Source organism: Pseudoalteromonas translucida KMM 520, assembly GCF_001465295.1.
GTDB classification, from domain to species: Bacteria; Pseudomonadota; Gammaproteobacteria; order Enterobacterales; family Alteromonadaceae; genus Pseudoalteromonas; species Pseudoalteromonas translucida.
In genome coordinates this window covers 181,941-206,731 of sequence record NZ_CP011034.1, presented here as the reverse complement: position 1 = coordinate 206,731, position 24,791 = coordinate 181,941, and the positions used below count along the sequence as shown (strand labels likewise).

Annotated in this window: 21 protein-coding genes and 1 riboswitch; of the genes, 9 read left to right on the top strand and 12 right to left on the bottom strand. The window is 41.2% G+C overall.

Annotation, left to right across the window (positions count from 1 at the left end; all coding sequences use genetic code 11):
* Positions 1–5 precede the first annotated feature (5 nt).
* From astA to PTRA_RS00960, 4 genes are all read right to left on the bottom strand, one after another.
* Positions 6–1,022, bottom strand: coding sequence for an arginine N-succinyltransferase (gene astA, locus PTRA_RS00975; protein ID WP_058372348.1), 1,017 nt, complete (start codon positions 1,020–1,022; stop codon positions 6–8).
* Between the two features lie 85 nt (positions 1,023–1,107).
* Positions 1,108–2,313: an aspartate aminotransferase family protein gene (locus PTRA_RS00970; RefSeq protein ID WP_058372347.1), complete on the bottom strand. Its 1,206-nt coding sequence runs from the start codon at positions 2,311–2,313 to the stop codon at positions 1,108–1,110.
* 368 nt (positions 2,314–2,681) lie between these two features.
* The gene (locus PTRA_RS00965) at positions 2,682–3,842 is read right to left on the bottom strand and encodes an HDOD domain-containing protein (RefSeq protein WP_058372346.1); all 1,161 of its coding nucleotides are present in this window, start codon (positions 3,840–3,842) and stop codon (positions 2,682–2,684) included.
* Between the two features lie 45 nt (positions 3,843–3,887).
* Positions 3,888–4,469, bottom strand: coding sequence for an anthranilate synthase component II (locus PTRA_RS00960; protein WP_011326910.1), 582 nt, complete (start codon positions 4,467–4,469; stop codon positions 3,888–3,890).
* A gap of 271 nt (positions 4,470–4,740) precedes the next feature.
* On the opposite strand from PTRA_RS00960, the gene PTRA_RS00955 reads away from it, so the two are divergent.
* The 3 genes from PTRA_RS00955 (at position 4,741) to glpD (ending at position 8,253) form a co-directional block, all read left to right on the top strand.
* The gene (locus PTRA_RS00955; protein ID WP_058372345.1) at positions 4,741–4,983 is read left to right on the top strand and encodes an HP1242/YdcH family protein; all 243 of its coding nucleotides are present in this window, start codon (positions 4,741–4,743) and stop codon (positions 4,981–4,983) included.
* 200 nt (positions 4,984–5,183) lie between these two features.
* On the top strand, positions 5,184–6,689 hold the full coding sequence (gene glpK / locus PTRA_RS00950) for a glycerol kinase GlpK (protein ID WP_058372344.1): 1,506 nt from the start codon (positions 5,184–5,186) through the stop codon (positions 6,687–6,689).
* Positions 6,690–6,747: 58 nt separating this feature from the next.
* The gene (gene glpD / locus PTRA_RS00945) at positions 6,748–8,253 is read left to right on the top strand and encodes a glycerol-3-phosphate dehydrogenase (protein ID WP_058372343.1); all 1,506 of its coding nucleotides are present in this window, start codon (positions 6,748–6,750) and stop codon (positions 8,251–8,253) included.
* Between the two features lie 12 nt (positions 8,254–8,265).
* On the opposite strand, the gene PTRA_RS00940 is transcribed toward glpD, so the two are convergent.
* The gene (locus PTRA_RS00940; RefSeq protein WP_058372342.1) at positions 8,266–8,664 is read right to left on the bottom strand and encodes an acyl-CoA thioesterase; all 399 of its coding nucleotides are present in this window, start codon (positions 8,662–8,664) and stop codon (positions 8,266–8,268) included.
* A gap of 33 nt (positions 8,665–8,697) precedes the next feature.
* Between PTRA_RS00940 and PTRA_RS00935 the strand changes: the two genes are divergently transcribed.
* A complete protein-coding gene (locus tag PTRA_RS00935) occupies positions 8,698–9,402 on the top strand; it encodes a 2OG-Fe(II) oxygenase (protein ID WP_011326905.1) in 705 nt (234 codons plus the stop codon).
* 19 nt (positions 9,403–9,421) lie between these two features.
* Here the strand turns inward: PTRA_RS00935 and PTRA_RS00930 are convergent, their stop codons facing one another.
* The 6 genes from PTRA_RS00930 to PTRA_RS00905 form a co-directional block, all read right to left on the bottom strand.
* Positions 9,422–10,657, bottom strand: a complete 1,236-nt coding sequence (locus PTRA_RS00930; RefSeq protein ID WP_058372341.1) for a cysteine desulfurase-like protein — start codon at positions 10,655–10,657, stop codon at positions 9,422–9,424.
* Between the two features lie 9 nt (positions 10,658–10,666).
* Positions 10,667–11,299, bottom strand: coding sequence for a 2OG-Fe dioxygenase family protein (locus PTRA_RS00925; protein WP_011326903.1), 633 nt, complete (start codon positions 11,297–11,299; stop codon positions 10,667–10,669).
* A gap of 199 nt (positions 11,300–11,498) precedes the next feature.
* On the bottom strand, positions 11,499–14,096 hold the full coding sequence (gene acnB / locus PTRA_RS00920) for a bifunctional aconitate hydratase 2/2-methylisocitrate dehydratase (protein ID WP_058374483.1): 2,598 nt from the start codon (positions 14,094–14,096) through the stop codon (positions 11,499–11,501).
* A gap of 293 nt (positions 14,097–14,389) precedes the next feature.
* Positions 14,390–15,445 carry an OmpA family protein gene (locus tag PTRA_RS00915; RefSeq protein WP_058372340.1) on the bottom strand — a complete coding sequence of 352 codons (1,056 nt, stop codon included), beginning with the start codon at positions 15,443–15,445 and terminating at the stop codon, positions 14,390–14,392.
* Between the two features lie 384 nt (positions 15,446–15,829).
* Positions 15,830–17,239, bottom strand: a complete 1,410-nt coding sequence (locus PTRA_RS00910) for a protein adenylyltransferase SelO (protein WP_058372339.1) — start codon at positions 17,237–17,239, stop codon at positions 15,830–15,832.
* Positions 17,240–17,248: 9 nt separating this feature from the next.
* On the bottom strand, positions 17,249–17,947 hold the full coding sequence (locus PTRA_RS00905) for a DNA-3-methyladenine glycosylase I (protein WP_058372338.1): 699 nt from the start codon (positions 17,945–17,947) through the stop codon (positions 17,249–17,251).
* A gap of 203 nt (positions 17,948–18,150) precedes the next feature.
* A riboswitch (Lysine riboswitch) is annotated at positions 18,151–18,348 on the top strand.
* 152 nt (positions 18,349–18,500) lie between these two features.
* On the opposite strand from PTRA_RS00905, the gene dapA reads away from it, so the two are divergent.
* From dapA to PTRA_RS00880, 5 genes are all read left to right on the top strand, one after another.
* On the top strand, positions 18,501–19,385 hold the full coding sequence (dapA, locus tag PTRA_RS00900) for a 4-hydroxy-tetrahydrodipicolinate synthase (protein WP_011326898.1): 885 nt from the start codon (positions 18,501–18,503) through the stop codon (positions 19,383–19,385).
* A 15-nt stretch (positions 19,386–19,400) separates the two neighbouring features.
* Positions 19,401–20,141: a 2,3,4,5-tetrahydropyridine-2,6-dicarboxylate N-succinyltransferase gene (locus PTRA_RS00895; RefSeq protein ID WP_058372337.1), complete on the top strand. Its 741-nt coding sequence runs from the start codon at positions 19,401–19,403 to the stop codon at positions 20,139–20,141.
* Complete coding sequence (locus tag PTRA_RS00890) at positions 20,141–21,346, top strand: PLP-dependent decarboxylase (protein WP_058372336.1); 1,206 nt, start codon at positions 20,141–20,143, stop codon at positions 21,344–21,346. Before PTRA_RS00895 ends, PTRA_RS00890 begins: the two co-directional genes overlap by 1 nt.
* Before the next feature lie 63 nt (positions 21,347–21,409).
* Entirely contained in the window at positions 21,410–22,528 is a 1,119-nt protein-coding gene (locus tag PTRA_RS00885) for a succinylglutamate desuccinylase/aspartoacylase family protein (RefSeq protein ID WP_058372335.1), read from the top strand.
* Positions 22,529–22,722: 194 nt separating this feature from the next.
* Positions 22,723–23,757, top strand: a complete 1,035-nt coding sequence (locus PTRA_RS00880; protein WP_058372334.1) for a phospholipase A — start codon at positions 22,723–22,725, stop codon at positions 23,755–23,757.
* Positions 23,758–23,844: 87 nt separating this feature from the next.
* On the opposite strand, the gene PTRA_RS00875 is transcribed toward PTRA_RS00880, so the two are convergent.
* Entirely contained in the window at positions 23,845–24,738 is an 894-nt protein-coding gene (locus PTRA_RS00875; RefSeq protein ID WP_058372333.1) for a bifunctional GNAT family N-acetyltransferase/hotdog fold thioesterase, read from the bottom strand.
* Between the last annotated feature and the right edge of the window lie 53 nt (positions 24,739–24,791).

Below are 24,791 nucleotides of genomic sequence, written 5' to 3'. Positions count from 1 at the left end.
CTAAATTAAATCGTGGTTGCGCTTACGCTATCGCCCGCTTGTAAATACAGTGCATCGGCTACTTGTTGCGTTATTACTATGCTGCTCATGCGCTCATCAAACGTCATAGGTACTACAGTTGCTCTAAAATCTGTAAGCTGTTTGTTGGCTAATAACACCATGGTGTCGCCACTTGGTTCACCTATTTCAACTTTAAAGTGTTTAGCATTACGAATGGTGGCAATGTTATCTACTTTTGCTTCAACTGTGGGGCCGGCATCAAAAATATCGACATACCCATTAAAGGTAAAACCTTCACTTTTTAATAGCTCAATTGCTGGGCGTGTGTTGTCGTGTACTTTACCAATAACAGCTTGCGCATTTTTGCTGAGCAAATTAACGTAAATTGGGTACTTAGGCATTAATTCAGCAATAAATACTTTTTGACCTATGCCTGTTAAATAGTCGGCAGTTGGAAAGTCCATTGAGAAAAAGTGCTCTTCTAGCCATTGCCAAAATGGGCTGCTGCCGTTGTCGTCAGACACACCGCGCATTTCTGCAATGACGGTTTGTGCAAAGCGCTGCTGATGCTGTTTAATAAACATAAAACGCGATTTTGAAAGTAATTTACCGTTACAGTTTTTACGGTATGCGTCTTTCAAAAATAATGTACATAGCTCTGTAGCGCCGGTGTAGTCGTTACAAAGCGTTAAAATATCAACTGCTTTATATACGTTTAGAGTGCGTGAGGAATGAATCACTTTACTTAAATGATAGTGATAAAATGCATCATCTAAGCCAACAGCGGCTTCTATACCTGAGGTGCCAACTACTTCACCGGTTTCGGTGTCCTCTAGTACAAATAAATAACCTTCGTCGCCCGGCTCGGTGGCAGCTTTTGCAAATGAGCTAACTGAATGATCTATTTTCTTTTGCAATAACTTTTCATTATTAGGTAAAGAAGTAAAGCCATGACCCGATTCGTGGGCTATTTTCACTAATGCAGGGTAGTCACTTTGTTGGATTGGGCGAAGGATCATCATAAACCCGCTTACTCCCTTATAATATAACGGTAAATTAAAATTAGAGGGCAAACTAAGTTTGCCCTTAATAGATATTGTTTGGCTATTAAGCGCTTACAACACTGGCTACTGCTTTTTCAAAGCGTGCCATACCTTCGCGAATGTCGGCTTCTGGGATAACTAATGATGGTGTAAAACGAACCACGTCAGCACCGGCAACTAATGACATAAGACCGTGCTCAGTACCTGCCACTAAAAACTCTTTTGCACGACCTTTGTATTGCTCGCTTACTACTGCACCAATTAATAAACCTTGGCCGCGAATTTCGCTAAACACGTGGTATTTATCGTTAATTGCAGTAAGTAGTTGGTTAAATAATGCTGCTTTTGCTGTTACACCAGCAAGTACTTCTGGGGTATTTACAGTATCGAATGCTGCTTCGGCAACGGCACACGCTAATGGGTTACCACCATAAGTAGAACCATGCGTACCTACTTTAAGATGCTGTGCAATTTCAGTTGTGGTGATCATAGCGCCAATAGGAAAGCCGCCGCCCAATGCTTTAGCCGTAGTTAAAATGTCAGGAACAACGTTTAAACCTTGGTATGCGTATAAGTTACCTGTACGGCCAACACCTGTTTGCACTTCATCAAAAATAAGCAGTGCATTATGTTTAGTACATAAATCACGAACGCCTTGTGCAAATTCGTCAGTTGGCGAAACAATACCGCCTTCGCCTTGAAGTGGCTCCATCATAACGGCACATGTTTTGTCGCTAATAAGTGCTTCAAATGCAGCTAGGTCGTTGTAATCACAATGTACAATGTCGCCTGGCTTAGGACCAAAACCATCTGAGTATGCCGCTTGGCCACCAACAGTTACGGTAAAGAATGTACGGCCGTGGAAACCTTTGTTGAATGCGATGATTTGTGACTTTTCTGCGCCAAATTGATCAAGGGCAAAACGACGCGCTAATTTAAGTGCTGCTTCGTTTGCTTCTGCGCCTGAGTTGGCAAAGTAAACTTTTTCGGCAAAGGTTGCATCAACCATTTTTTTAGCTAAGCGTAATGCTGGCTCGTTGGTCATTACATTTGATAGATGCCAAAGCTTTTCGCCTTGCTCTTTTAATGCGCCTACTAATGCAGGGTGACAATGGCCAAGACAGTTAACGGCAATACCACCAGCAAAGTCGATAAACTCTCGACCTTGTTGATCCCATACGCGAGAGCCTTCGCCTCGAACTGGAATTACGCTTGAAGGTGCGTAGTTAGGAACCATTACGTGATCAAATAATTCGCGATTGACTGTCATTTTATTTCCTCTTAATTGTGTACATCACAAAGCCGTAAATAGCTGTGTGGTAACCTGTAGCATATGTGTTTTTTAGCAAACTCAGTATAGCGATATTTGCATAAAAAGGGCTGTGTGGTTCAATTTTCAGACGCTTATTATTTCAGAAAACATTGATTATGTCTCTTCAAAAACTTTCATGTAACCCTTGATAATAAAGGGCTTGAGATATAATTTCATAGATAGTGAATAACTATTTGCTTGCTTTACGCAGCTCGTTTTTAGCCAATAAAGCGCCTGAACAACGAGCGCGCCTAACTTTAAACGGGGAAATGTATTGAAAAGAGATAATAAAAAGTGAATGGATAGTCGCAAAAAAATTAACAAATTTAATCAATTTGAATAGCAAGATTATTAAAATTGCTTGCTTGGAGTGCTTTTAGCTCTTTTTTGGTGAACTTAAAGTACGAAAACCAACTAAGCGTTTCATCCGGTTCAACTAGCTGATGCTGCTTTAGCGTTAAGTACTGAGAGTAACATCGTGCTTTTAACATTACCTGCGTTAAAGGCAGCGCTGTATCGCCTTTTTCTACCCCATTAACAAGCTGCTGCATTACGCTATTAAACGGCAAATACTTAAAGGCCATTTTTTCAATTATTTTAGCGCTAATAGCCAACGACTGTTCGCTCAGTAAGGTGGTTAAAAATAAAGGGTCTGGTTTTAGCTCCAGCAATGCAGTATGTAAGTCTTTATTAGCTGTGGTGCGAGCAAACTGCACTTTTCGCTGCCAAATTTGCTCAAACACTTTTAAATATAAACGCACTAAGGCTATTTGCCCCACGTTTAATAACATTCCTAAAGTAAAGGCATGGCTTGGGTTAACTTCGTTAACTTCAGCAATTTTTTGTGCCGCAATAGCATTCGCCATGGCGCTTTCTTTTAAGCGCCTTTTTAGTAACGAAAAAGGCTCTGTGCTATAAGGCATCCAATGGCGCACTGCAAAAGTTGGCACTACTAGCTGTAAGTTATCTAGGCCAATATAACGCAGCGCTAAAGCAGGGCTATCTACTTTCACAGCGGTATTTTTGCTGCGCTGATTACGATAATAAGGCAAGTTAACTAAAGTAACTAACTCTCTGCCAAGCCAGCTTAGGTCGTTAATTAAGGGCTCTAAACGCCCAACCGATGCGCTTTTTGTGGCTAAAATATCTAACATGGCACATACGTTATCCTCTACACCTATGGTGTTTTGAATAACACTGTCTATATCGCTAAGCTGCTCAGACATCATTTTTTCTATTGCTTTATGTAGTTGCTCGCTCGCTGCTGCACGGTATTTATGATGCGCGGTACTTTTTAGCTTGCGCTTTTGCTGAGCGGCAACCTCTACTTCAAGTAATGTGCGTTGCTTTAGTGGTTCGCCATAGTCCATTTCTAGCGTATGAATAAAGCCAATTTGTTGATGAGCAAAGTTATGACCAAGCAGCAAATCATGTGCTCGTTGATTAAGCATTTTAACAATACGCGGTTGCTGCACTATTTCGGTCATGGCTCTCTGTCTTTAATGTAATGATATTTACTTAATACTATAAGCTTAGAAGCGAGTTAAAAAGTTATCAAGTAACGCTAAACCTTGCTCAGTTAAAATAGCTTCCGGATGAAATTGTACACCTTCAAGTGCCAAGTCTGTATGTAATAATCCCATAATTTCGTCAAACTCACCTTGCTGGGTTTGGGTCCAGGCTGTTACTTGCAACTCTTTAGGCAGCGACTGCGCCTCAACAATTAAAGAATGATACCGACATACCGTTAAAGGCTTAGCTAAGCCTTTAAATACTCCTTGATCGCTATGGTAAATTGGCGATGTTTTACCGTGCATTACTTTTTTAGCACGCACGACCTTGGCTCCTAAAGCTTGCGCAATAGTTTGATGCCCTAAGCAAATTCCTAAAATAGGATACTGCCCTTTTAATTGCTCAACAATACTTAATGAAATACCCGCTTCGCTTGGGCTTTTAGGACCAGGTGATATTACAATGTGTTGTGGGTTTAACTGCTTAATTTGGCTAAGCGTTATTTGGTCGTTGCGTTTAACCAGCACCTCTTGATCTAAACGCTGAAAGTACTGTACCAAGTTATAGGTAAACGAGTCGTAATTGTCGATCATTAAAAGCATGTAATAAAGCACTCAAAGTAGTTATTGTTTGCGAGGAGTTGTTGCATTTTGTATTCTAACTTAAGCATCTTTGAGTGTCAGTGCTTTGTATAGTGATATATAAGTATTTCCGTAATAATAATTAATAACGGCTCTATATTGATTTATACTCAAGCAACCCCCAGCTCTAATATTATGGCGTACATAAATACCCATGCAATCTGAATTTAACTAAACCCTAAGCGTGTTATTTTTAAAACACATTTATTACACGCACCGTTAAGGAGTACCTATGTTAGGCGAAGATCATTCATTAACTCAAGACTTTCCTGAGCACTTAAGTACCATTAAAAAACTCAATAGCAATGATCCAGAGTTTGCAGATAAAGCCAAAAAATATAATGCGCTTGATAAAGAAATTCGTACCTTAGAGCTGCAAGACGCGCCTATTGATGACGAAGCAATGCTGCAATTAAAACATGACCGTGTGGTATTGAAGGATTGGTTACATCAACAATTGTTAAAAGCCAGCTAAGCGCAATTTATAGCCATTGTATTTAAGAGCTCTCTGACTTATGAGCTCTTTAACCTTTCCCTCAATATACGCTGCCACCTACCCTTGGTATAAATTGCAACGGTATAGCTATAACAGCCCTTCCAAATATTTAAAAAGCATTGCTATTAATTTAACTTGCAGACAAGCTATCTGTATCTAAGATAAATAACGTTAAGCTTATGTCTAAATACATACTCTCGATTGATCAAGGAACTACCAGCTCTCGGGCTATTTTATTTACCAAAGATGCCAAGGTAGTTGATACTGCTCAGCAAACATTCCCGCAGCACTTTCCCAATAATGGCTGGGTTGAGCACGACCCTAACGATATTTTACAAACCGTACTAAGTACCTGTAAAACAGTACTGGCTAATAACCAGGTTACAGCCGAGCAGGTCATTGCCATTGGTATCACTAATCAGCGCGAAACCACTTTAGTATGGAATAAAAAGACTGGCCAACCAATTTATAATGCCATTGTGTGGCAAGATCGCCGTACCAGCGAGTATTGCGAGCAAATACGTAGCAATAAACTAAGTAAAAAAATTAGCGATAAAACAGGACTATTATTAGATCCGTACTTTTCAGCCACTAAAATTCGCTGGATTTTAGATAATGTTGCCGGTGCACAGCAACAAGCGCAAGCCGGTGAGCTAGCATTTGGTACGGTTGACAGTTATTTACTGTGGCATTTAACTGCTGGTAAAGTGCACCGTACTGATGCCACCAACGCCTCACGTACACTATTATTTAATATACATCAGCAATGTTGGGATGAAGAGTTACTAACGCAGTTTAATATTCCACACTCTATGCTTCCAGAAGTGATGGACAGCGCAGCCGAGTTTGGCAGTACCAGCAGTGAACTTTTTGGTGCACCGATTAAAATTTGCGCCATGGCGGGGGATCAGCAAGCCGCATTAATCGGCCAAGCTTGCTTTAAAGAAGGCATGGCTAAAAGCACCTACGGAACGGGCTGTTTTTTAATGCTTAATACGGGCGATAAAGCCCTCACCTCTAATAACCGCTTATTAACTACTGTGGCTTACAGGCTCAATGGTAGAGTGACCTACGCTATAGAGGGCAGTATTTTTATGGCGGGTGCCACTATGCAATGGATTGTTGAGGGCTTAAAGCTACTTGAACATGCCGGCGACAGCGAGGCTATGGTTAAGGACGTGCCACTGGATCACGGCGTATTTTTAGTGCCTTCGTTTACCGGTTTAGGCGCCCCATACTGGGATGCCAATGCCCGTGGTGCTATTTTAGGTTTAACCCGTGATTCGGGCATTAGCACTATAGTAGCAGCGGCGCTGCAGTCTGTTGGCTATCAAACCAAAGATTTACAAAAAGCCATGGAAGGTGATGGCCTGCGTCCAAGTATTTTGCGCGTGGACGGTGGCATGGCAAAAAACAATTGGGCCATGCAGTTTTTAGCTAATATTTTAGGTGCCAGTGTGGAGCGCCCAGCGCTAACAGAAACAACCTCTCTGGGAGTTGCCTATTTAGCAGGGCTGCAAACTGGGGTTTATCAGTCAACGGAGCAATTAGCTACTATGTGGCAATGCGACCGTCGTTTTGAACCAACCATGAACATAGATGAACGTAACGATTTATACGCAAAATGGCAGCACTGTATAGCACAGGTCACGCTTTCAAATAACGCGACAAAAGACGACTGCTAATGCGATAGTGTTATTGGCTATTGATATGCCATCGCTTAAATTAATAAAGAGGTATTCAGTGAAATTACTCGATAATGAATATGACTTACTGGTTATTGGCGGTGGCGTTAATGGCACTGGTATTGCGGCTGACGCCGCCGGTAGAGGCTTAAAAGTATTACTGTGTGAGCAAAATGATTTAGCCTCTGCTACCTCATCAAGTAGCAGTAAACTTATTCATGGTGGGCTACGCTATTTAGAGCATTACCAATTTAGGCTAGTAAAAGAGGCACTTAAAGAGCGCGAAGTGTTATTAAAAAATGCCCCACATATTATGTGGCCGCTATCTTTTAGGCTGCCACATCAAGCACATTTACGCCCTTACTGGATGATTAGAATTGGGTTGTTTATATACGACCATCTTGCCAAACGCATTACTTTACCCGCATCAAAATCAATTAAATTTACCTGCGCTAGTATATTGAACAAGACTATTACCCGCGGTTTTGAATACGCTGATGGCTGGGTTGATGATTCGAGGTTAGTTATTTTAAATGCGTTGGCAGCACAGCAAAAAGGGGCAACCATTTTAAGCCGCACGCGCTGTATTAAAGCAGTCCGCAGTAATAATAATTGGAGTGTGACCTTAGAGCAACAAGACAGCAAAAAGCAATGCTCTATAGTTGCTAAAGGCGTTGTAAATGCAGCGGGCCCTTGGGTTGCATCGCTTTTTGATGAGGTAATTACTGAGCCGTCGCCACATAATATTCGCTTAGTTAAAGGCAGCCATATTATTGTGCCGCGTATTCACACTGAGCCGCAGGCCTATATTTTACAAAATAAAGATCAGCGTATTATTTTTGTTACCCCATTTGAAGATGACTATTCACTGATTGGCACTACAGATGAAGAATACAGCGGCAATATAGCAGATGTAAAAATTAGCGATGAAGAAGTCGATTACTTAATTAGCATTACTAATAATTACTTTAAAAAACAACTTACTCATAACGACATAGTGCATACCTTTAGTGGTGTACGCCCCTTACTAGATGATAACTCATGCGACGCACAAGCCGTTACTCGCGACTACAAATTGATATTATCGAGTAATAATAACCAAGCACCACTGCTAAGTGTATTTGGTGGGAAAATTACCACTTATCGCAAGCTCGCTGAAAACGCAGTAAACGAACTCGCCAGTTTTTATCCGCATATGGGCCAAGCATGGACGAAAAACACTCCACTACCCGGCGGCGACTTTTCATCAAAGGTAGTATTAAAGCAACAACTGCAGGCAAAGTATGCATGGTTGCCTGAGTTTATTTTAAATCGTTTTATACGCAGTTATGGTACAGGCACTTATACCCTACTTACAGATGCCCAAAGCGTAGCTGATTTAGGCCAGCATTTTGGACATGGTTTATACGCCACTGAAGTAAATTATTTAGTTAATAGCGAGTGGGCTCGCTGCGCCGAGGATGTATTGTGGCGTCGTAGTAAGTTAGGTTTACGTTTTAATGCTGAGCAAATAACGGCGCTGAGCCAGTATATTCAAAACTATAATGGCTCAATACCGCTGTAAACATTTACCAAACTAACTAGTTAGGGCTAAATGCGCATTAAGTGACGTTTTTTCAGATACTGAAAGCGATTGCTTTGCTTTCGCTGCAAAATCGTAACGTACCAATACCGTTTTACCAACTGCACAACACTTACCTTGTTGGTGGGCTTCTTGGCGCAATACAAACGAGCTGGTACCTACATGCTCTACTGAGGTTTTAATGGTTACTTCATGTCCATAAAATAACTCGCCAACAAACGACACTTCAACTTTAGCAATAATTAGCTTCCAGTCATGTGGGTTTAAATCTGGGGTAAAAAACCTAAAAATAGGCGCACGCGAAGCTTCAAACCATACAGGGAGTACGGTATTGTTAATATGTCCTAGCGCATCTGTTTCACTAAAGCGCGGCATCACTTTTTCAATAAACATAATAATCCAATAATAATTATATAAAGGTAAACTATGACGGACTTTATTCGCGTATACGATAACGCGCTCAGCAATGACTTTTGTGATAACTTTATCACTACCTTTTCTCAAAGCCCGCATATAAAACAAGGGATGACATCTGGCGGTATCGATTTAAATAAAAAAGATAGCCACGACTTACACTTAAACAATCATCCGGAATACGTTGAGCAATTAAAACACATTCAACAAACCACTGCACAGTATGTTTTTAAATACATTGAAGAACATATTTTTATTATGATTGGTGCCTTTGGACTAAAAGTATATCACCCTAAAAGCGGCGAACCTGTTGACTTAACACACGCAAACTTTGATGAAGTGGGTAAACCACAACTGCCCTTATTAGTGCAGCAAATTTTTAGGCTAGGTAATATTCAGGCGCAAAAATACCAAGTAAATAAAGGCGGTTACCCGTATTGGCACAGCGAAGTTTATCCGCAGTTAAATCATAACGAAGCGCTACATAGAGTATTGCTGTTTATGTTTTATTTAAACGATGTTGAGCAAGGTGGGGAAACGGAGTTTTATTATCAAAAGCGTAAAATTGCGCCTAAAAAAGGCACCATGGTAATAGCGCCCGGCTACTTTACTCACACTCACCGTGGCAATAAACCAGTATCTAACGATAAGTATATTTTAACCTCGTGGGTATTGTTTAACCGCGCAGAGCAAATATACGGTGCGCCAAAGAGCTAGCGCACCTTTTTTATGTATATTAACCTAGTAGCTCATCAAACAAATTAAATAACTGATCAAGCTCTGCGGTGGTGTTGTAGTGCATGCAACCAATGCGCACTACGCCACCTTTATCAAGTACGCCGAGTTGCTCACACAAACCTTGTGCGTAAAAGTTGCCATCCCATACACAAATATGTTGCTTACCTAAAAATTCAGATACAGCGCGCGGCTCTAAATCTTCAAACGTTAACGCAAAAGTGGGCGTACGCTCATTTAAACGATCTAAGTCATCTATACCAAACAGCTTAATACGCGGGTAATTAACTAAGCGCGTTAAAAAGTATTCACTCAGCGCCATTTCGTGTTGCTTGGTTTTAGCAAAGGCAACATTTAACTTTTCACGACGCGAATGGCTGTCGTCAAGCTCGCTAACTGCTGCAATATAATCAACTGCCGCTATAAAACCAGCCATGGCTTCAAAGCTTTGCGTGCCAGTTTCCCAGCGACCTGGCGCTACGTCTTTAGCTGGCTCAACTTTGTACGGGGTAAATCCTTCAAGGTGCTCTTTTTTGCCATAAACCATACCTAAATGCGGGCCAAAAAACTTGTACGCAGAGCAGGCTAAAAAGTCGCAATTAAGTGCTTGTACGTCTACAAGTTCGTGCGGTGCATAATGTACGGCGTCAACATATACTAGCGCACCTACGTTGTGAGCAAGCTCAACAATACGTTTAATATTGTTAATTGAGCCTGTGGTATTAGAGGCGTAAGTTACCGCTACCAGCTTAGTATTACTGTTTAGCAAACTCTCGAACTGCGCCATATTGAGTGTGCAGTCGGCTTCGTTAATAAGCGCAGTATTAACTTTAACACCTTTATCTTCAGCTGCTTGCTGCCACGACGAAACGTTAGAAAAATGATCCGCGTTAGTGACAATAATTTCATCACCCGCTTGCCAGCCGCGTGAAATTGCACGGCTAAAGCTAAACGTTAAGCTGGTCATATTCGGACCAAATACAATTTGTTGTGAGCTAGGTGCATTAAGTAAATCGGCAGCAGCTTGGCGCGCATTTGCCATTAGCTCAACGGTTTTATCGCTTGAGAAAAATGCTCCGCCTAAATTTGAGTTGTAATAACCCAAATAAGCAGTCATAGCGTTAAGTACCGATTGCGGTACTTGCGAGCCACCGGGGCCATCTAAAAACACGGGGGATTTATCATTAACGCTTTGCATTAATGCCGGAAATTGCTCACGTAATTGCGTTATATTCATGCTCATTCCTTAAGACGTTAATACAAAGCAATCCAGGTAACCTGGTTTACTGGCATCAAGTTTATTCATTGGAGTGGCGTTATGCCACACTTGACGGTCGTTAATAACTGCAAACATACCGTCTTTTATGGCCATTTTAAAACAGGGATCGGCTTGCTTGTTTTCGTATACAAGCAACTCACCGCCCTCTAAGTTTTCATGCGATACACCACATACACACACATGATCAAAACCATCTTGGTGCACGCCTTCTGGCGCCGCAGGCGTATCACTATCAATCGCTAACATACGAAATTGATGAATTTCGATATCACGTTCTTCATCAATCCCAGTAATTTGACGAAACTCATTCACAATACTTTTCATGCCCGCTGACTCAAGTAGGCTTTGCTCTAAATTTTCGTAGCTACGCTCAACATTACCCTGAAAAGTATTAATTGCATCATCTTGTACAAATGCTTTTGTTGCTTGTAGCTTTAGCTCACCATTTTGTAGTTTAACTACAGAGTAACGGCGTTTACGAAAGGCACCATCTGCATAAGGATTAGTCGGCAGGTTATCAAAAGAAGGCTTAACCAAATCAATATTTGTTTGGTTAATAAAACGCAGCTGCAGTAAATTCTGGGGGTTTAAAGCGGTCATATAAATCCTGCTATAGTAATTATAATATTGCAGGGATTTTAATGCATGCAAAGAGGATTTATTGCTTTATTATTTAACTTCAAAACAATTAACCACTAAAATTAATACAACAAATGCAAAAAAACAACATTAACTATCTAAAATTTATTTTAGCCAATAAAAAACCCGCAAAAGCGGGTTTTTAAATAAGCTGTAAAAATTATACTGCTTGTTGAATGATCACGTTGTCTGCTTTTTTAGTGTAAGCAGGCATGCGATGGAAGTTCAAGTAGCGATATGTATCTGACGCTGTTGCATTGATCTTCGCTGCATACTCTTGATACTCAGCAGCAGTTGGCAATCGACCGATAATTGCCGCAACTGCAGCAAGTTCAGATGATGCTAAAAATACATTTGCACCATTACCTAAACGGTTAGGGAAGTTACGTGTAGAGGTAGACACTACCGTTGCTTTATCAGCAACACGTGCTTGGTTACCCATACATAATGAACAACCTGGAGTTTCTATACGTGCGCCAACACGACCAAAGATGCCATAGTAGCCTTCTTCAATTAGTTGGTCTTTGTCCATCTTAGTAGGTGGAGCAACCCAAAGCTGAGTAGGTAGTTGACCTTTAAAGCCATCTAGTAACTTACCAGCCGCGCGGAAGTGACCAATGTTAGTCATACAAGAACCGATGAATACTTCATCAATTTTCTCGCCAGCAACATCAGAAAGTAGACGCGCGTCATCTGGATCATTTGGAGCACAAAGAACTGGCTCTTTAATCTCAGCTAAGTCGATTTCAACTACGTGAGCGTATTCAGCATCTTTATCTGCTTCCATAAGCTCAGGATTAGCTAACCAGTCTTGCATTGCATTAATACGACGTTCAATCGTACGTACATCGCCATAACCTTCAGAGATCATCCACTTAAGCATAACAATGTTTGATTCTAGGTATTCAGAAATAGACTCTTTTGAAAGCTTAACCGTACAACCTGCAGCTGAACGCTCAGCAGATGCATCTGATAATTCAAACGCTTGCTCAACAGTTAGGTGCTCAACGCCTTCAATTTCTAGTACGCGACCAGAGAACTCGTTGATTTTACCTTTTTTCTCAACTGTTAATAAGCCTTGCTTGATACCGTAGTAAGGGATTGCATGAACAAGGTCACGTAATGTGATACCTGGTTGCATTTCGCCTTTAAAACGAACCAAAATTGACTCAGGCATATCAAGAGGCATAACACCTGTTGCTGCTGCGAATGCTACTGCACCCGAGCCCGCTGGGAATGAAATACCTAATGGGAAACGTGTATGCGAATCACCACCAGTACCTACGGTATCTGGTAATAACATACGGTTTAACCATGAGTGAATAATACCGTCACCTGGGCGAAGTGAAACGCCGCCACGGTTCATGATGAAATCAGGAAGCGTGTGATGCGTGTTTACATCAATAGGTTTTGGGTATGCAGATGTATGACAGAAAGACTGCATTGTTAAGTCTGCAGAGAAACCTAAACAGGCTAAATCTTTAAGCTCATCACGTGTCATAGGACCTGTTGTATCTTGCGAGCCAACAGTTGTCATTTTAGGCTCACAGTATTGACCTGGGCGAATACCTGCAACGTTACATGCTTTACCAACCATTTTTTGCGCTAGTGTAAAGCCTTTATCTGATACTTCAGTTGCTGTTGGTACTTTAAATATATCAGTAGCACCTAAACCAAGTGATGTACGTGCTTTGTCTGTTAAACCACGACCAATGATTAGTGGAATACGACCACCAGCACGAACTTCATCTAAAATCACTTCAGATTTAAGTTCAAACTTAGAGATTACTTTATCAGTACCATGCTGCTTAACAACACCTTCGTATGGGTAGATGTCAATTTGCTCGCCCATGTTAAGTTCATCAACATTTAGCTCAATTGGTAAAGCGCCAGAATCTTCCATAGTGTTAAAGAAGATTGGTGCAATTTTATTACCTAGACATACACCGCCAACACGCTTATTTGGTACAAACGGGATATCATCGCCCATAAACCAAAGCACTGAGTTAGTTGCAGATTTACGTGAAGAACCCGTACCAACAACATCACCAACGTAAGCTAGTGGTAAGCCTTTAGTTTTTAATTCTTCTAGTTGGGTGATTGGGCCTACTTCGCCTGGTTTGTCAGGAGTGATACCATCACGTTCAATTTTTAGCATAGCTAAAGCATGTAGTGGAATATCTGGACGAGACCATGCATCTGGTGCAGGTGACAAGTCATCCGTATTTGTTTCGCCAGTTACTTTAAATACAGTAACTGAAATCTTTTCAGCAACAGCTGGTTTATTAGTAAACCATTCTGCATTTGCCCAAGACTCAATAATTTGCTTAGCGAATGTGTTACCCGCTTTTGCTTTTTCTTCTACATCGTAAAATGCATCAAACATTAATAATGTGTTTGAAAGGCCTTTAACTACGATTGGTGCAAGTGTGTCGTCATCAAGTAGGTCTATCATAGGTGCGATATTGTAACCGCCCAGCATAGTACCTAATAATTCTGCCGCTTTTTCTTTAGAAAGTAATGGAGAATTAGTTTCACCTTTAGCAACTGCCGCTAAAAATCCTGCTTTGATATAAGCTGCATCATCAACACCTGCCGGTACACGATTAGCTAATAAGTCGAGAATAAATTCTTCTTCACCAGCCGGTGGAGTTTTGATTAATTCAATAAGATCAGCCGTTTGCTGAGCATCTAATGGCGCTGGTACGATACCTAACGCGGCACGTTCTTCTACGTGTTTACGATATTCTTGTAGCACAATATTGCCCTCTTGGTGACGTGAAAGTATTCGGTAGCGCTTCATAAGCGCAATGTTACCCAATACTTATAGTATTCTAACGCTTAATTATAAAGCTTTTATGGTTAGATGAAAATCTATCCAGTTCAGCAACTGATTATACCGACTATAAGTATTATGAATAGTAGATAAAGTAAAATCAATTTCTATGAATGTTTATTAAGTAAGAATCATTAGTATTTATTTTTAATTTTAGTTTTTAGTAGGCATAAAAAAACCCAACATAAAGCTGGGTTCATATAAATAAATAGCTATTAACGCTTAACTTTTACTTTTTCTGTAGCAGTTAACTGTGCTTCAACACGACGATTCTCTGCGTTTGCAGCACGTGTGTTGGCTGGGTTTTTAAGACGGTCTTCACCGTAACCCACAGTAGAAATGCGAGACTCTTCTATTCCATCTTTAACTAATTCTGCAGCTACATCTTTTGCACGCTTTTCAGATAGTGATTGGTTATAGCTAGCATCGCCTGGTGCAGAAGCATGACCTTCTAATTGCACTGTTACTGCGCTATTTTCTTTCATGAAATCTGCAACTTGCTTGATATCATCAAAGTATTTGTTTGGTACATTAGCTGTATTATTAGGGAAAGTTACTAATAACTTAACCGTTACTTCTTTATTTTCATAAAGTGTACAACCATCAGCATCAACTGCATCTACCATTGGTGTGTTAGGGCACTTATCATCTGCATCTGGAATGTTATCGTTGTCGCTGTCTACTGGTGCAACTTCAACAATTACTGGCTCTGGAGCTGGTTGAACTGGCTCTTCTGCTACTGAACTTTGACCAAATAAGTAGTTAATACCTAATTTAGCGTTCACATCGGTATAACCACGGTCAAGACCTTGATAAACAGATGTTTCTGCGTTAACAAATAAACCGTCTGTAATGAAGTGCTGGTAACCAACACCTGCGTTCAAGAAAGTATTATCTATTGCTGCATCCATTTCTTTAACACCAAATAGACCGTAAAAAGGACCACCACCAAAGTGATACAGCGCATCGATACCATAACGCTCACCGTCAATACCGTTACGGTTGCCAGCAACCTTGTCAAATGCATTAAAGTCCATGTCTGCATACTCAAGACGAGCGCTCCAGTAATCACTGAAACGGTAACCAACTTCAGCACCCCAGCCTGTTGACTCGTTTACATCTAAGCCAGCTTGGTCACGCATGTTTCTCCATGAAGCATCATAGTAGTCACCGAATACACCAATGTAAAAACCTTCAGTTTTTTCTGCAGCAAATGCTGATGCGCTAGTTGCAGCTAACGCAATTGCGATTGTAAGTGATTTTAATTTCATTGTTTTCTTCCCATTTTAACAATTAAAAATATAGCTAATTCTTTCTAGCTCAACCAGTTTTTTTAAGATTACCTGATCCTTTATTAATCAATACTTAACAAAAGATAAATTAATTCATTTTCAATACACTATATACAAGTATTAGTAAGTTTAGGACATATAAATTACTTTACCCAACCCCTAGAGAATAAATACTACGCTGGTATCTAAATTTATTAAATAATAGTACCAACTTCACTAGGTGAGTTATATTAAGTTCCAAGCTACTTAGCCTTAAATTGAGTAGCAATAATACCACTGCAGCCAATTAAGCTCAATAATTAGGCAGCTCTAAGTACGCTAAATAACCTTATATTATCAGCAATTTAAACCCAAATATAATGATTAAGTACCACAAAAAGTATAATACTCTTTATCACTGCTAGGTGCATCCTGAAATTTTGCCAATTTGTCAGTATTTTCATAAGGTGTGTGCATGACCTGCATAAACTCATGCAGTAATTCACTTGAGCCAGCCTTATTATACTCACTAAGTATTTTTTCGATCACATGGTTACGAGGAATAACTCGCGGATTAGCTACGCGCATTACTGTATAGCTGCGATCATCGGTGCGTTTTTGCCACTTACCGGCCCACTGAACTAATGCCCCTGGTATGCTCATTGCACCTGTTAAAGACTCGGTTAGTGCATCAAACGTATTGGTGTAGTCGAGTTGATGCTCTTTTAATAACTGTAATAGCTCTGAAATTAACTCTTTATCGGCTGTATCTGTACCTGCTAAGCCTAGCTTAGTTGCCCACATTGCACTAAATTCAGCATTAAATTGTTCAGCAAAACTATCTATTATTGGGGTCATTAATGCCACAGCTTGTTCGTCGTCATCATTTACAAGCGGTATTAAACTCTCAGCTAAGCGGGCGCAGTTCCAATTAGCAATATTAGGTTGATTACCAAATGCATAACGCCCTTGCTTATCAATAGAGCTAAACACGGTATCAAAATCAAAGCTATTCATCATGGCGCATGGGCCATAATCGATAGTTTCGCCGCTAACCAGCGTATTATCGGTATTCATTACGCCATGTATAAAGCCTACTCGCATCCAACTAACCACCAGCTCAACTTGGTTTTTAATCACTGCAGCTAAAAATGCTAAATAACGCTCAGGTCCTGTAGTTTGAATTTTTGGGTAATGACGCTCAATAGCTAAGTCGGCAAGGTTTTTAAGCCCTGCAACGTCGCCTTGTGTTGCTAAATACTGAAACGAGCCAACACGAATGTGGCTACTGGCTAGGCGCGTTACAATAGCACCAGGTTGAGGTGGGTTTCGGTACACGGTTTCGCCACTACCAACCACAGCTAAGCATCGCGTGGTTTTAACACCTAACGCTTGCATTGCTTCGCTCATTATATATTCACGTATTGCTGGGCCAAGTGCACAGCGGCCATCGCCACCACGAGAGTAAGGAGTGGCACCAGAGCCTTTTAATTGAATGTCCCACAACTGGTTTTGCGCATCCGCTACTGCACCTAGCAAATGAGCACGCCCATCGCCTAAGCGTGGTGAAAAATGTCCAAATTGATGCCCTGAGTATCCTAGTGCAACCGCTGCAATTGCTTGCTGTTCGTTGCCGCCAAAAGTACTGGCCCGTAACTCAGGAGCTACATTAATATTAAACGCTTTAGCTAAGCTGTCGTTCCAGAGTAATAGCTGTGGGGCGGCCACCTTAGATGGGCGATCTTCAATTGCAAAATTGTCGGCTACTTGTCTGTACCTTGGCATTAAATTCATAACTACCCTCTACTGTTGTTGGCTTATACCTACACGATTATCGCCTACACTGTAGGCTATAATTAAGCTTAGCTCTTGCATGCTCAAACCGCTTTGTTGCTGTAATTCATTAAAAAATGCTTGCGCTGCAGTTAACGACTTTTTAGTTTGTAAGCCACCATCAATAATTTTGTGCGCGCGCAAATAACTCTCAACATCCCGCGATAATAAAAAGGTGTCTTTACCCAATGCACGCAAAGTATAAGGGCCGGTATTTCCACCCAAGCGTGCACCGTGTTTTTTTAAGTACGCCCACAAACCAATAATATCTTCACTTGGCCAGTCTGCAATAAACTGACTAAAGCTACCATGTTGCTGGGTAACCTCATGGATCATGAATGCATTTTCGGGGATCGTTTTTACTTTTTTATAATTGCGAACAATACGCTCATCGCTGGCTTTTTGCTCCAACATATCGGGCGGCATCATTAATAATTTTTCAACGCTAAACTGCCAAAAAACCTCTCTAAAACCTGCCCACTTGCTGTTAATAACCGACCAGTAAAAGCCACTTTGAAAAACCTTACGCGTAAACTCTTCCAGCCAATCATCATCACTTAAAGCTGCTAATTGTTGCTTAGATGCGGGTTTAGCGAGTAGTTGCTGTAGCATTTGTGTTGAGCCTTTTCGCTCTACTGCTCGCTGATAAATATCATTAAATTTTTCCATCTGCTTGAAACCTTATTTTGCAGTTACAAATTTCGCGCCGCGATTAACCCCTAGTTTAAGGGAAATCGTCCTTATACGTAACCGTTACCAAAATCGATGACACTATCTGCATTTAGCTGCTTGACACCCAGATGGCTAAAATGATTTAATCATCGCACTTACCCTATTTAATTATATTTGTATTGCTTGCAGTACAAATATAAAGGGCTGGAAGAGGTGCGTTATTCAGGTAGCGTATGTTAGGAGCACAAACTCCATTGAGCATACGTAAGGGGAATTAACGCCGAGAAACAACAATGTTTGTGTCATTGTTGTTTCGGGCGACTAGGTTGAATCCTAGCGACTGTCACCAATAGCTATTTAAACGTAGCTTATTAGTTTGGTGGAGAGCTTCTGGTCTTAGTATAATAAGGCCGTGCGCCCTATTATTTAAGCCCATTCGCTCTTCGAATTATAACATACCCTACACGTGGGTATTTGTTCGAACGATGTTAATGCGGCTCTTTCCTATATAGCTTCTTAACTCGCCGAACATTCTATAAGTTCGCGAGAGATGATCAAAAACTTTAATTTAGATGACTACTCAGTCTGGACGGCGCTCGTTACTCCGTTTAATCAAAACGGTACAATCGACTATGGCACCTTAACCACTTTGGTTGCTGAGCAAGCTGCTGCTAATAATGCCATTTTATTACTAGGCAGCACAGGTGAAGGCTTAGCCTTAACACTTAAAGAGCAACAAGCCATTGTTGAGCACGTGTGCCAATTATCACCTAATGTACCCTTAATGGTGGCTGTAGGTGGTATGAACCTCAAACAGCAATTAGCCTGGGTTGAATACTGTAACCACCTGCCTATTCATAGTTTTTTACTTGGCTCGCCGCTTTATGCAAAGCCCGGTGTAATTGGACAAACCCATTGGTTTGAAAGCCTTTTAAATATAAGTAAACACCCTTGTATGCTTTATAACGTACCAGGGCGAAGCGCTGTCGATATTCCAGTAGCAACCATTCAAAACCTACAGCAACATAAAAACCTATGGGCACTTAAAGAAGCCAGTGGCAACATTGCGCAATTTGAAGCTTACCGTCAAGCGGCTCCTAACTTAGCTATTTTTAGCGGCGATGATGCGCTTATGCCCTACTTTGCCCAAGCCGGTGCTAAAGGACTGGTATCGGTAGCAGCTAATGCTTGGCCGCTACAAACTCACGAATTTGTACAGCGTAGCCTAAGTGGCCAATACCCCAATTTATTTACTCAGTGGTCAAGCGCAATCAGTAGCTTGTTCACTGTAGCAAACCCCATTCCCGTTAAAGTACTCATGCATTTACAAGGGCGATTAACGAGTTCGTATTTACGCCCCCCGTTAACTCACCTCGAATTAACGCAAACAACGTGCATTGAACAAGCAAACAACACCATTTTATCTTGGCATTAAACATAGGTTTTTATAATGAGCTGGTTAGAACTATTAAATAATTTAGAGTCGGGCGCAGTACGCGCAGCATCACAAAACGAAAGCGGCCAATGGCAGGCTAACGTTGCAGTAAAACAAGGTATTTTAGAAGCCTTTAAAAATGGTACAAACACCGAATTTGCCGGTGGCTTTGTTGATAAACATAACTTAGCGCCACAACAGTTTAGTGCCACCGATGGCGTACGTATGGTCCCGGGTGGCTCAAGCGTGCGCCGTGGTGCTTATGTAGCTAAAGGCACTATTATTATGCCACCAGCGTATGTAAATATTGGCGCATACATTGACGAAGGCACTATGGTAGATAGCCACGCTTTAGTTGGCTCGTGTGCGCAAGTAGGTAAAAATGTACACCTTAGCGCAGCCGTGCAACTTGGTGGTGTGTTAGAGCCAATTGGTGCCAGCCCAGTGGTAGTTGAAGATGATGCATTTATTGGCGCAGGCTGCGTAATTGTTGAAGGTGTAGTAATTAAAAAAGGCGCAGTGCTTGCTCCTGGTGTACGTTTATCGGCCACGATTCCGGTATACGACTGTGTAAACGAGCGCCAACTTGATAAAGGCGAGCCAATTCCTGAGTACGCTATTGTAATACCAGGCTCTCGCCCTGCTTCAAACGAATGGGCGCGTGCACAAGGTTTAAGCATGTCGTGCGCGTTAATTGTTAAGTACCGCGATGAGCAAAGTGATGCATCATTACTACTTGAAGAGGTTTTACGTTAATGAGCTTTTTGAGCACGGGCGTTAAAACGGCAATTAATGAATTATCAAGCCAACTCGATAGCCCATTTTTTGTTTACGACCTAGATACGCTAAATAATCACTTGGCACAATTGGTCGCACAAACCGAGGTAAAACTGTGGTATGCGGTTAAAGCAAATCCACTGTCTAAAATTATTCAATGCTTAGATAACGCCGGGTTTAATTTTGACGTAGCCAGTAAAGGCGAGCTTGAGCAAGTACTTGCTCAAGGCGTTAGTAGCGATCGCGTGCTCAACACCGGGCCAGCTAAAAGCCCAAAACAAATTAAACACTTTATTGAGCGCGGCGTACGTACTTTTGTTGCCGAAAGTATTAATCAAGTTCGCTGGCTCAATGAGCAAGCCAAGCTACAAAACTGTCAACTACAGGTATTACTGCGCGTACAGTTACGTTGGCCCGAGGGCGAAAAAAATCCACTAGGTGGCGATAGCCTCACGCCATTTGGACTCGGTTGTACAGAGTGGCAGGCACTTAATATTACCGACTATGACGCACTTAGCTTTGATGGCCTGCATATTTTTCAATGGGGAAATATGCTCAGCACGCAAAAACTCAGTGAGTTGTGGTCACAAATGATTGCACCACTTAGCCAGCTTGCTCGCGATTTAAATATAAACCTTAAAATTTTAGATTTAGGTGGCGGCTTGGGTATTCCGTATACGCAAAACGACATAACGCTTAATTGGGATGACTTAATAACTGCCCTCGCTAAAATTAAAAAACAGGCGGGCGTTGAAGAGTTATGGATGGAGCTTGGCCGCTATGCCGTGGGTGAATGCGGACATTACGCGACCCCAGTAGTAGAGCGAAAACAAAACTATGGCCAACAACAAGTTATTTTAAGTGGCGGTATAAACCACTTATTGCGCCCAGCCGTCACTAGTCAAGACTTTCCAGCAGCGTTACTACGAGATTCAAACACACCAACCCAAGCTATGAGCTTATACGGGCCACTTTGTACCGCACTCGATTGCTTGGGCGAGCACGCATTACCAAGTGATCTAAATGAGCACGACTGGTTGGTGTTTAGTCAATGTGGTGCCTATGGTTTTAGTGAAAGTATGCCGTACTTTTTATGCCACGAACTTGCAGGCGAATATGTTTTAGAACAAAACAAACTTAGCTGCCTACGTGCAGCCGAAGATGCCAGTTATTACTTGAGATAATTTACCTAAGATAATGTACCTAAAATAAAGTACCCGAGATAAAATTAAAATGTTGAGATACTCATGATCGCCTCACCAATTAGTCAAGAAAACATCGTCGTTGGTGAAGTTGCCAATGGCTTACCTCTCACTATTCCTGTGTATCGTTTAAAAGGCGATGGCACGGGGCCAAGTGTGTATATTCAGGCCAACATGCACGGGGCTGAAGTACAAGGTAATGCGGTAATTTTTCAACTACTTGAACAATTAAAGCACCTCAATCTTAAAGGTGATATTACTTTAGTGCCCTATGCCAACCCTATTGGTTGTAATCAAAAGTCGGGGGAATTTACTTTAGGTCGGTTCGACCCTATCACCGGCACTAATTGGAATAGGATGTATCATTATAATACTGAGTTAGTCACTCAGTTTGCAAAAAACCATACGCAATACGACGATGCCACATTAAAAAGCACGTTTAAACAGGCACTTATTGACGAAGTTGACAGCAAACTCAACGGCCCTGCTTATTTACTCAATACAGGTAAACGCATTGCGCTTAACTTACAAAAGCTCGCTCACCAAGCCGATATAGTACTGGATTTACACACAGGTCCTATTTCAAGCAAACATTTGTACTGCCCAACCTATGCGGCTAATAGCGCTCGGTATTTTAATATTGAGCACGTACTGCTTATTCCTAGTGATTTTGACGGCGCTATGGATGAAGCTAACTTTTGCCCCTGGTGGCATTTAAACGAAGCACTGAGCAAGCAAGGTCGCGAGCTAAGCATACCTGTAGAAGCTTTTACTGTAGAGCTAGGCAGCCAAGAAAAAATAGATTTGAGCGAAGCACTAAACGATGCAAACAGTATTTTAAGTTACTTAAATTATAAAGCCGTATTTGAAAATGCACCCCACACGCCGGCTAACATTACTCGCTACGCGTGTCATTTAAATGATTACTTTGCTTATTACGCGCCCATGGGCGGAATGGTTGAGTATATTGCCCCCCTAGGCGCGCATATTAAAGCAGGTGAGCCAATTGCTAAAATACTGCGCATGGAGCGTTATTTAAGTGAACAGCCACTACAAACACTTTCCCTTGAATGTGATGCTATTGCCATACTGCACTTTGCCTCGGCGAGTGTTAACCAAGGCACTGAACTGTATAAATTTTTTACTAACGTATTTGAGCTTTAAGCTCTCCCTTCTCATTGCGTGAGAGTAAGTTAACTATAGTTAATTTGCATTATAAAAGCGGCTTAGGCCGCTTTTATTTTGATCTAATTATACAAAATATACGTAAATTCAGTAAAAGTTCACCGTTACATATGTAAAAAGGCGTTATAATTAAATTAACGCATTAAACCATCAATACTCACAAAGGAATTACAATGAGCTGGCGATACTTGATCATACTTTCAACATTAGTTAGTACTACTGTTTTTGCTGAAGAAAAACCTAAAAGCAATGAGCAAAATAGTAATATTGAGCTGGTAAAACAATGTATTTTAAATGAAGTGATTGGTGGAGACGGCAAGCAAACACTCAACCAGCTTCGTAAAAAATGCTCCGCTCTTGAAGAAGATAAACAGCTTACCGCTATCGATAAGCGCAAAGCACGTGAAGCAGTAAGCCAAAAAAACCGTAATGTTATTACACCACATAAACGTAACTACATTTTACCTATCTCGTATGTATCGCATCCGAACAATAGCTCATTTGAAACATTCGACGAGCTAACTGGCGAAAAAAATGACGAGCCACTCGATAACTTAGAAGCCAAGTATCAGCTTTCAATTAAGGTCCCTCTCTTCAATGACTTTTCTGATGAAGACCAAGCTATATTTTTTGCCTTTACACTACAGTCATATTGGCAGCTTTATAACAAAGAAAGCTCATCACCATTTCGTGAGACCAACTACGAGCCAGAAATTTTTTGGGTTAACTATTTAGATCAAGAGCACGTTCCTTGGGGCGACGAAATGGCTGTTGTTTTGGGTATTTCGCATCAGTCTAACGGTAATAGCCAGCCAAACTCACGTTCATGGAACCGTATTTACGCTAACTTTATTTGGGAAAAAAATGGCTTTGTATTTAACTTTAAGCCTTGGTATCGTATTTCAGAAAGCGAGAAAGAAACACCTTTAGATCCAAGGGGCGACGACAACCCTGACATTTACAAATACATGGGTTACTTTGAGTTTAGCGGTGCGTATCGCCTTAATGAACATGAATTTAGCTTTATGACCCGTAACAACTTAAATTCAGACAATCGCGGTGCTTTACAGCTCGATTGGTCATTTCCGCTTTGGGGCCGAGTGCGTGGTTATGCACAGTACTTTAATGGCTATGGCGAAAGCTTAATTGATTACAACGCTGATATAGAACGCATTGGCGTAGGTATATTACTTACCGATTTACTTTAATTCATTAGCGATTAAAGTAAATAAATTAAAAAGCCAAGCATTGCTTGGCTTTTTTCGTGCTTAATTCAACTATAAAGTGCTAACAGCTTATTTTTTTACTACAAACTGCCCTTCAAATTCAGCCACTACCTTATCACCATCATAAATAATAACGGGCACTAAATAGCTGGCTTTACCCTCAGTTTCTAACTCGCTGAGCTTACCCTTACAGCTTTGTATATCAACACAGCCGCGTGGATCACTGCTAAGCGGTTTTAAATATTTAATATTGGCATCGGCTAATACAATACTCCCTTCAAGCCCTGCTTCTTTAAGTGCTAAGTAGGTTGCGCCCCACCCCGTAAGGGTTGCTAAGCTATAAATAGAACCAGCAAACATAGTGTTATGTAGGTTTAAATTAGCATCTAAATCTGCGCTAGTCGTAAATTGCCAGTCGGTATAGCTCTCTACTTTAATGCCCATTGCATCACTAATTGGAATTGACTCACGCCAGGTGTTTTGCAGCACTTGAGTCCAGTTAGGGTGGCGAAACCAGCCAGGCTCTGATGGCTTTTGTTTTACCATTTTATAGTGTTGTACATCGCCGTACGCCAAATGCGCTTTTTCTTGTGTTTCATAACCATGGCGCTTATAAAATTCGAGTGCGCGCTCGCGAGCAAATAACACTAACTCTGCAGCGTCTTGTGACCATGCTATTTTTTCTAGGTCATGTAATAAACGACTACCAATATGCTGATTACGACTTTCTTCAGCTACAGCCATATAGCGAACTTGAGCTTGTTGCTGGTTATTAAAGTGCAGCCGCGCCACCCCCAATACTTTGCCCGCTTTATTTTTAATAAAGCGATGCTCGGCATCTTGTTCTAAATCATCCTGTTCAGAACCACGTGGCTCACCCCAAGGGGCACGTAAAATTTCCCAGCGTAATTGATAATAGGCTTGCCAATCTTCACTACTTTGCGGTGTACTTACCTGAAACATACATACTCCTGCTGTTAAGCCGTAAATAAAATACAACGTCACTTAATTATGGC

Coding starts and splice junctions, on each gene's coding strand:
- PTRA_RS00890 (WP_058372336.1), top strand. CDS start 20,141: ATGAGCTTTTTGAGCACGGGCGTTAAAACGGCAATTAATGAATTATCA.
- PTRA_RS00885 (WP_058372335.1), top strand. CDS start 21,410: ATGATCGCCTCACCAATTAGTCAAGAAAACATCGTCGTTGGTGAAGTT.
- PTRA_RS00905 (WP_058372338.1), bottom strand. CDS start 17,947: ATGGAAAAATTTAATGATATTTATCAGCGAGCAGTAGAGCGAAAAGGC.
- PTRA_RS00965 (WP_058372346.1), bottom strand. CDS start 3,842: ATGACCGAAATAGTGCAGCAACCGCGTATTGTTAAAATGCTTAATCAA.
- PTRA_RS00940 (WP_058372342.1), bottom strand. CDS start 8,664: ATGTTTATTGAAAAAGTGATGCCGCGCTTTAGTGAAACAGATGCGCTA.
- PTRA_RS00970 (WP_058372347.1), bottom strand. CDS start 2,313: ATGACAGTCAATCGCGAATTATTTGATCACGTAATGGTTCCTAACTAC.
- PTRA_RS00955 (WP_058372345.1), top strand. CDS start 4,741: ATGTTAGGCGAAGATCATTCATTAACTCAAGACTTTCCTGAGCACTTA.
- PTRA_RS00960 (WP_011326910.1), bottom strand. CDS start 4,469: ATGCTTTTAATGATCGACAATTACGACTCGTTTACCTATAACTTGGTA.
- PTRA_RS00935 (WP_011326905.1), top strand. CDS start 8,698: ATGACGGACTTTATTCGCGTATACGATAACGCGCTCAGCAATGACTTT.
- PTRA_RS00880 (WP_058372334.1), top strand. CDS start 22,723: ATGAGCTGGCGATACTTGATCATACTTTCAACATTAGTTAGTACTACT.
- PTRA_RS00925 (WP_011326903.1), bottom strand. CDS start 11,299: ATGACCGCTTTAAACCCCCAGAATTTACTGCAGCTGCGTTTTATTAAC.
- PTRA_RS00930 (WP_058372341.1), bottom strand. CDS start 10,657: ATGAATATAACGCAATTACGTGAGCAATTTCCGGCATTAATGCAAAGC.
- PTRA_RS00895 (WP_058372337.1), top strand. CDS start 19,401: ATGAGCTGGTTAGAACTATTAAATAATTTAGAGTCGGGCGCAGTACGC.
- PTRA_RS00875 (WP_058372333.1), bottom strand. CDS start 24,738: ATGTTTCAGGTAAGTACACCGCAAAGTAGTGAAGATTGGCAAGCCTAT.
- PTRA_RS00910 (WP_058372339.1), bottom strand. CDS start 17,239: ATGAATTTAATGCCAAGGTACAGACAAGTAGCCGACAATTTTGCAATT.
- dapA (WP_011326898.1), top strand. CDS start 18,501: ATGATCAAAAACTTTAATTTAGATGACTACTCAGTCTGGACGGCGCTC.
- astA (WP_058372348.1), bottom strand. CDS start 1,022: ATGATGATCCTTCGCCCAATCCAACAAAGTGACTACCCTGCATTAGTG.
- PTRA_RS00915 (WP_058372340.1), bottom strand. CDS start 15,445: ATGAAATTAAAATCACTTACAATCGCAATTGCGTTAGCTGCAACTAGC.
- glpK (WP_058372344.1), top strand. CDS start 5,184: ATGTCTAAATACATACTCTCGATTGATCAAGGAACTACCAGCTCTCGG.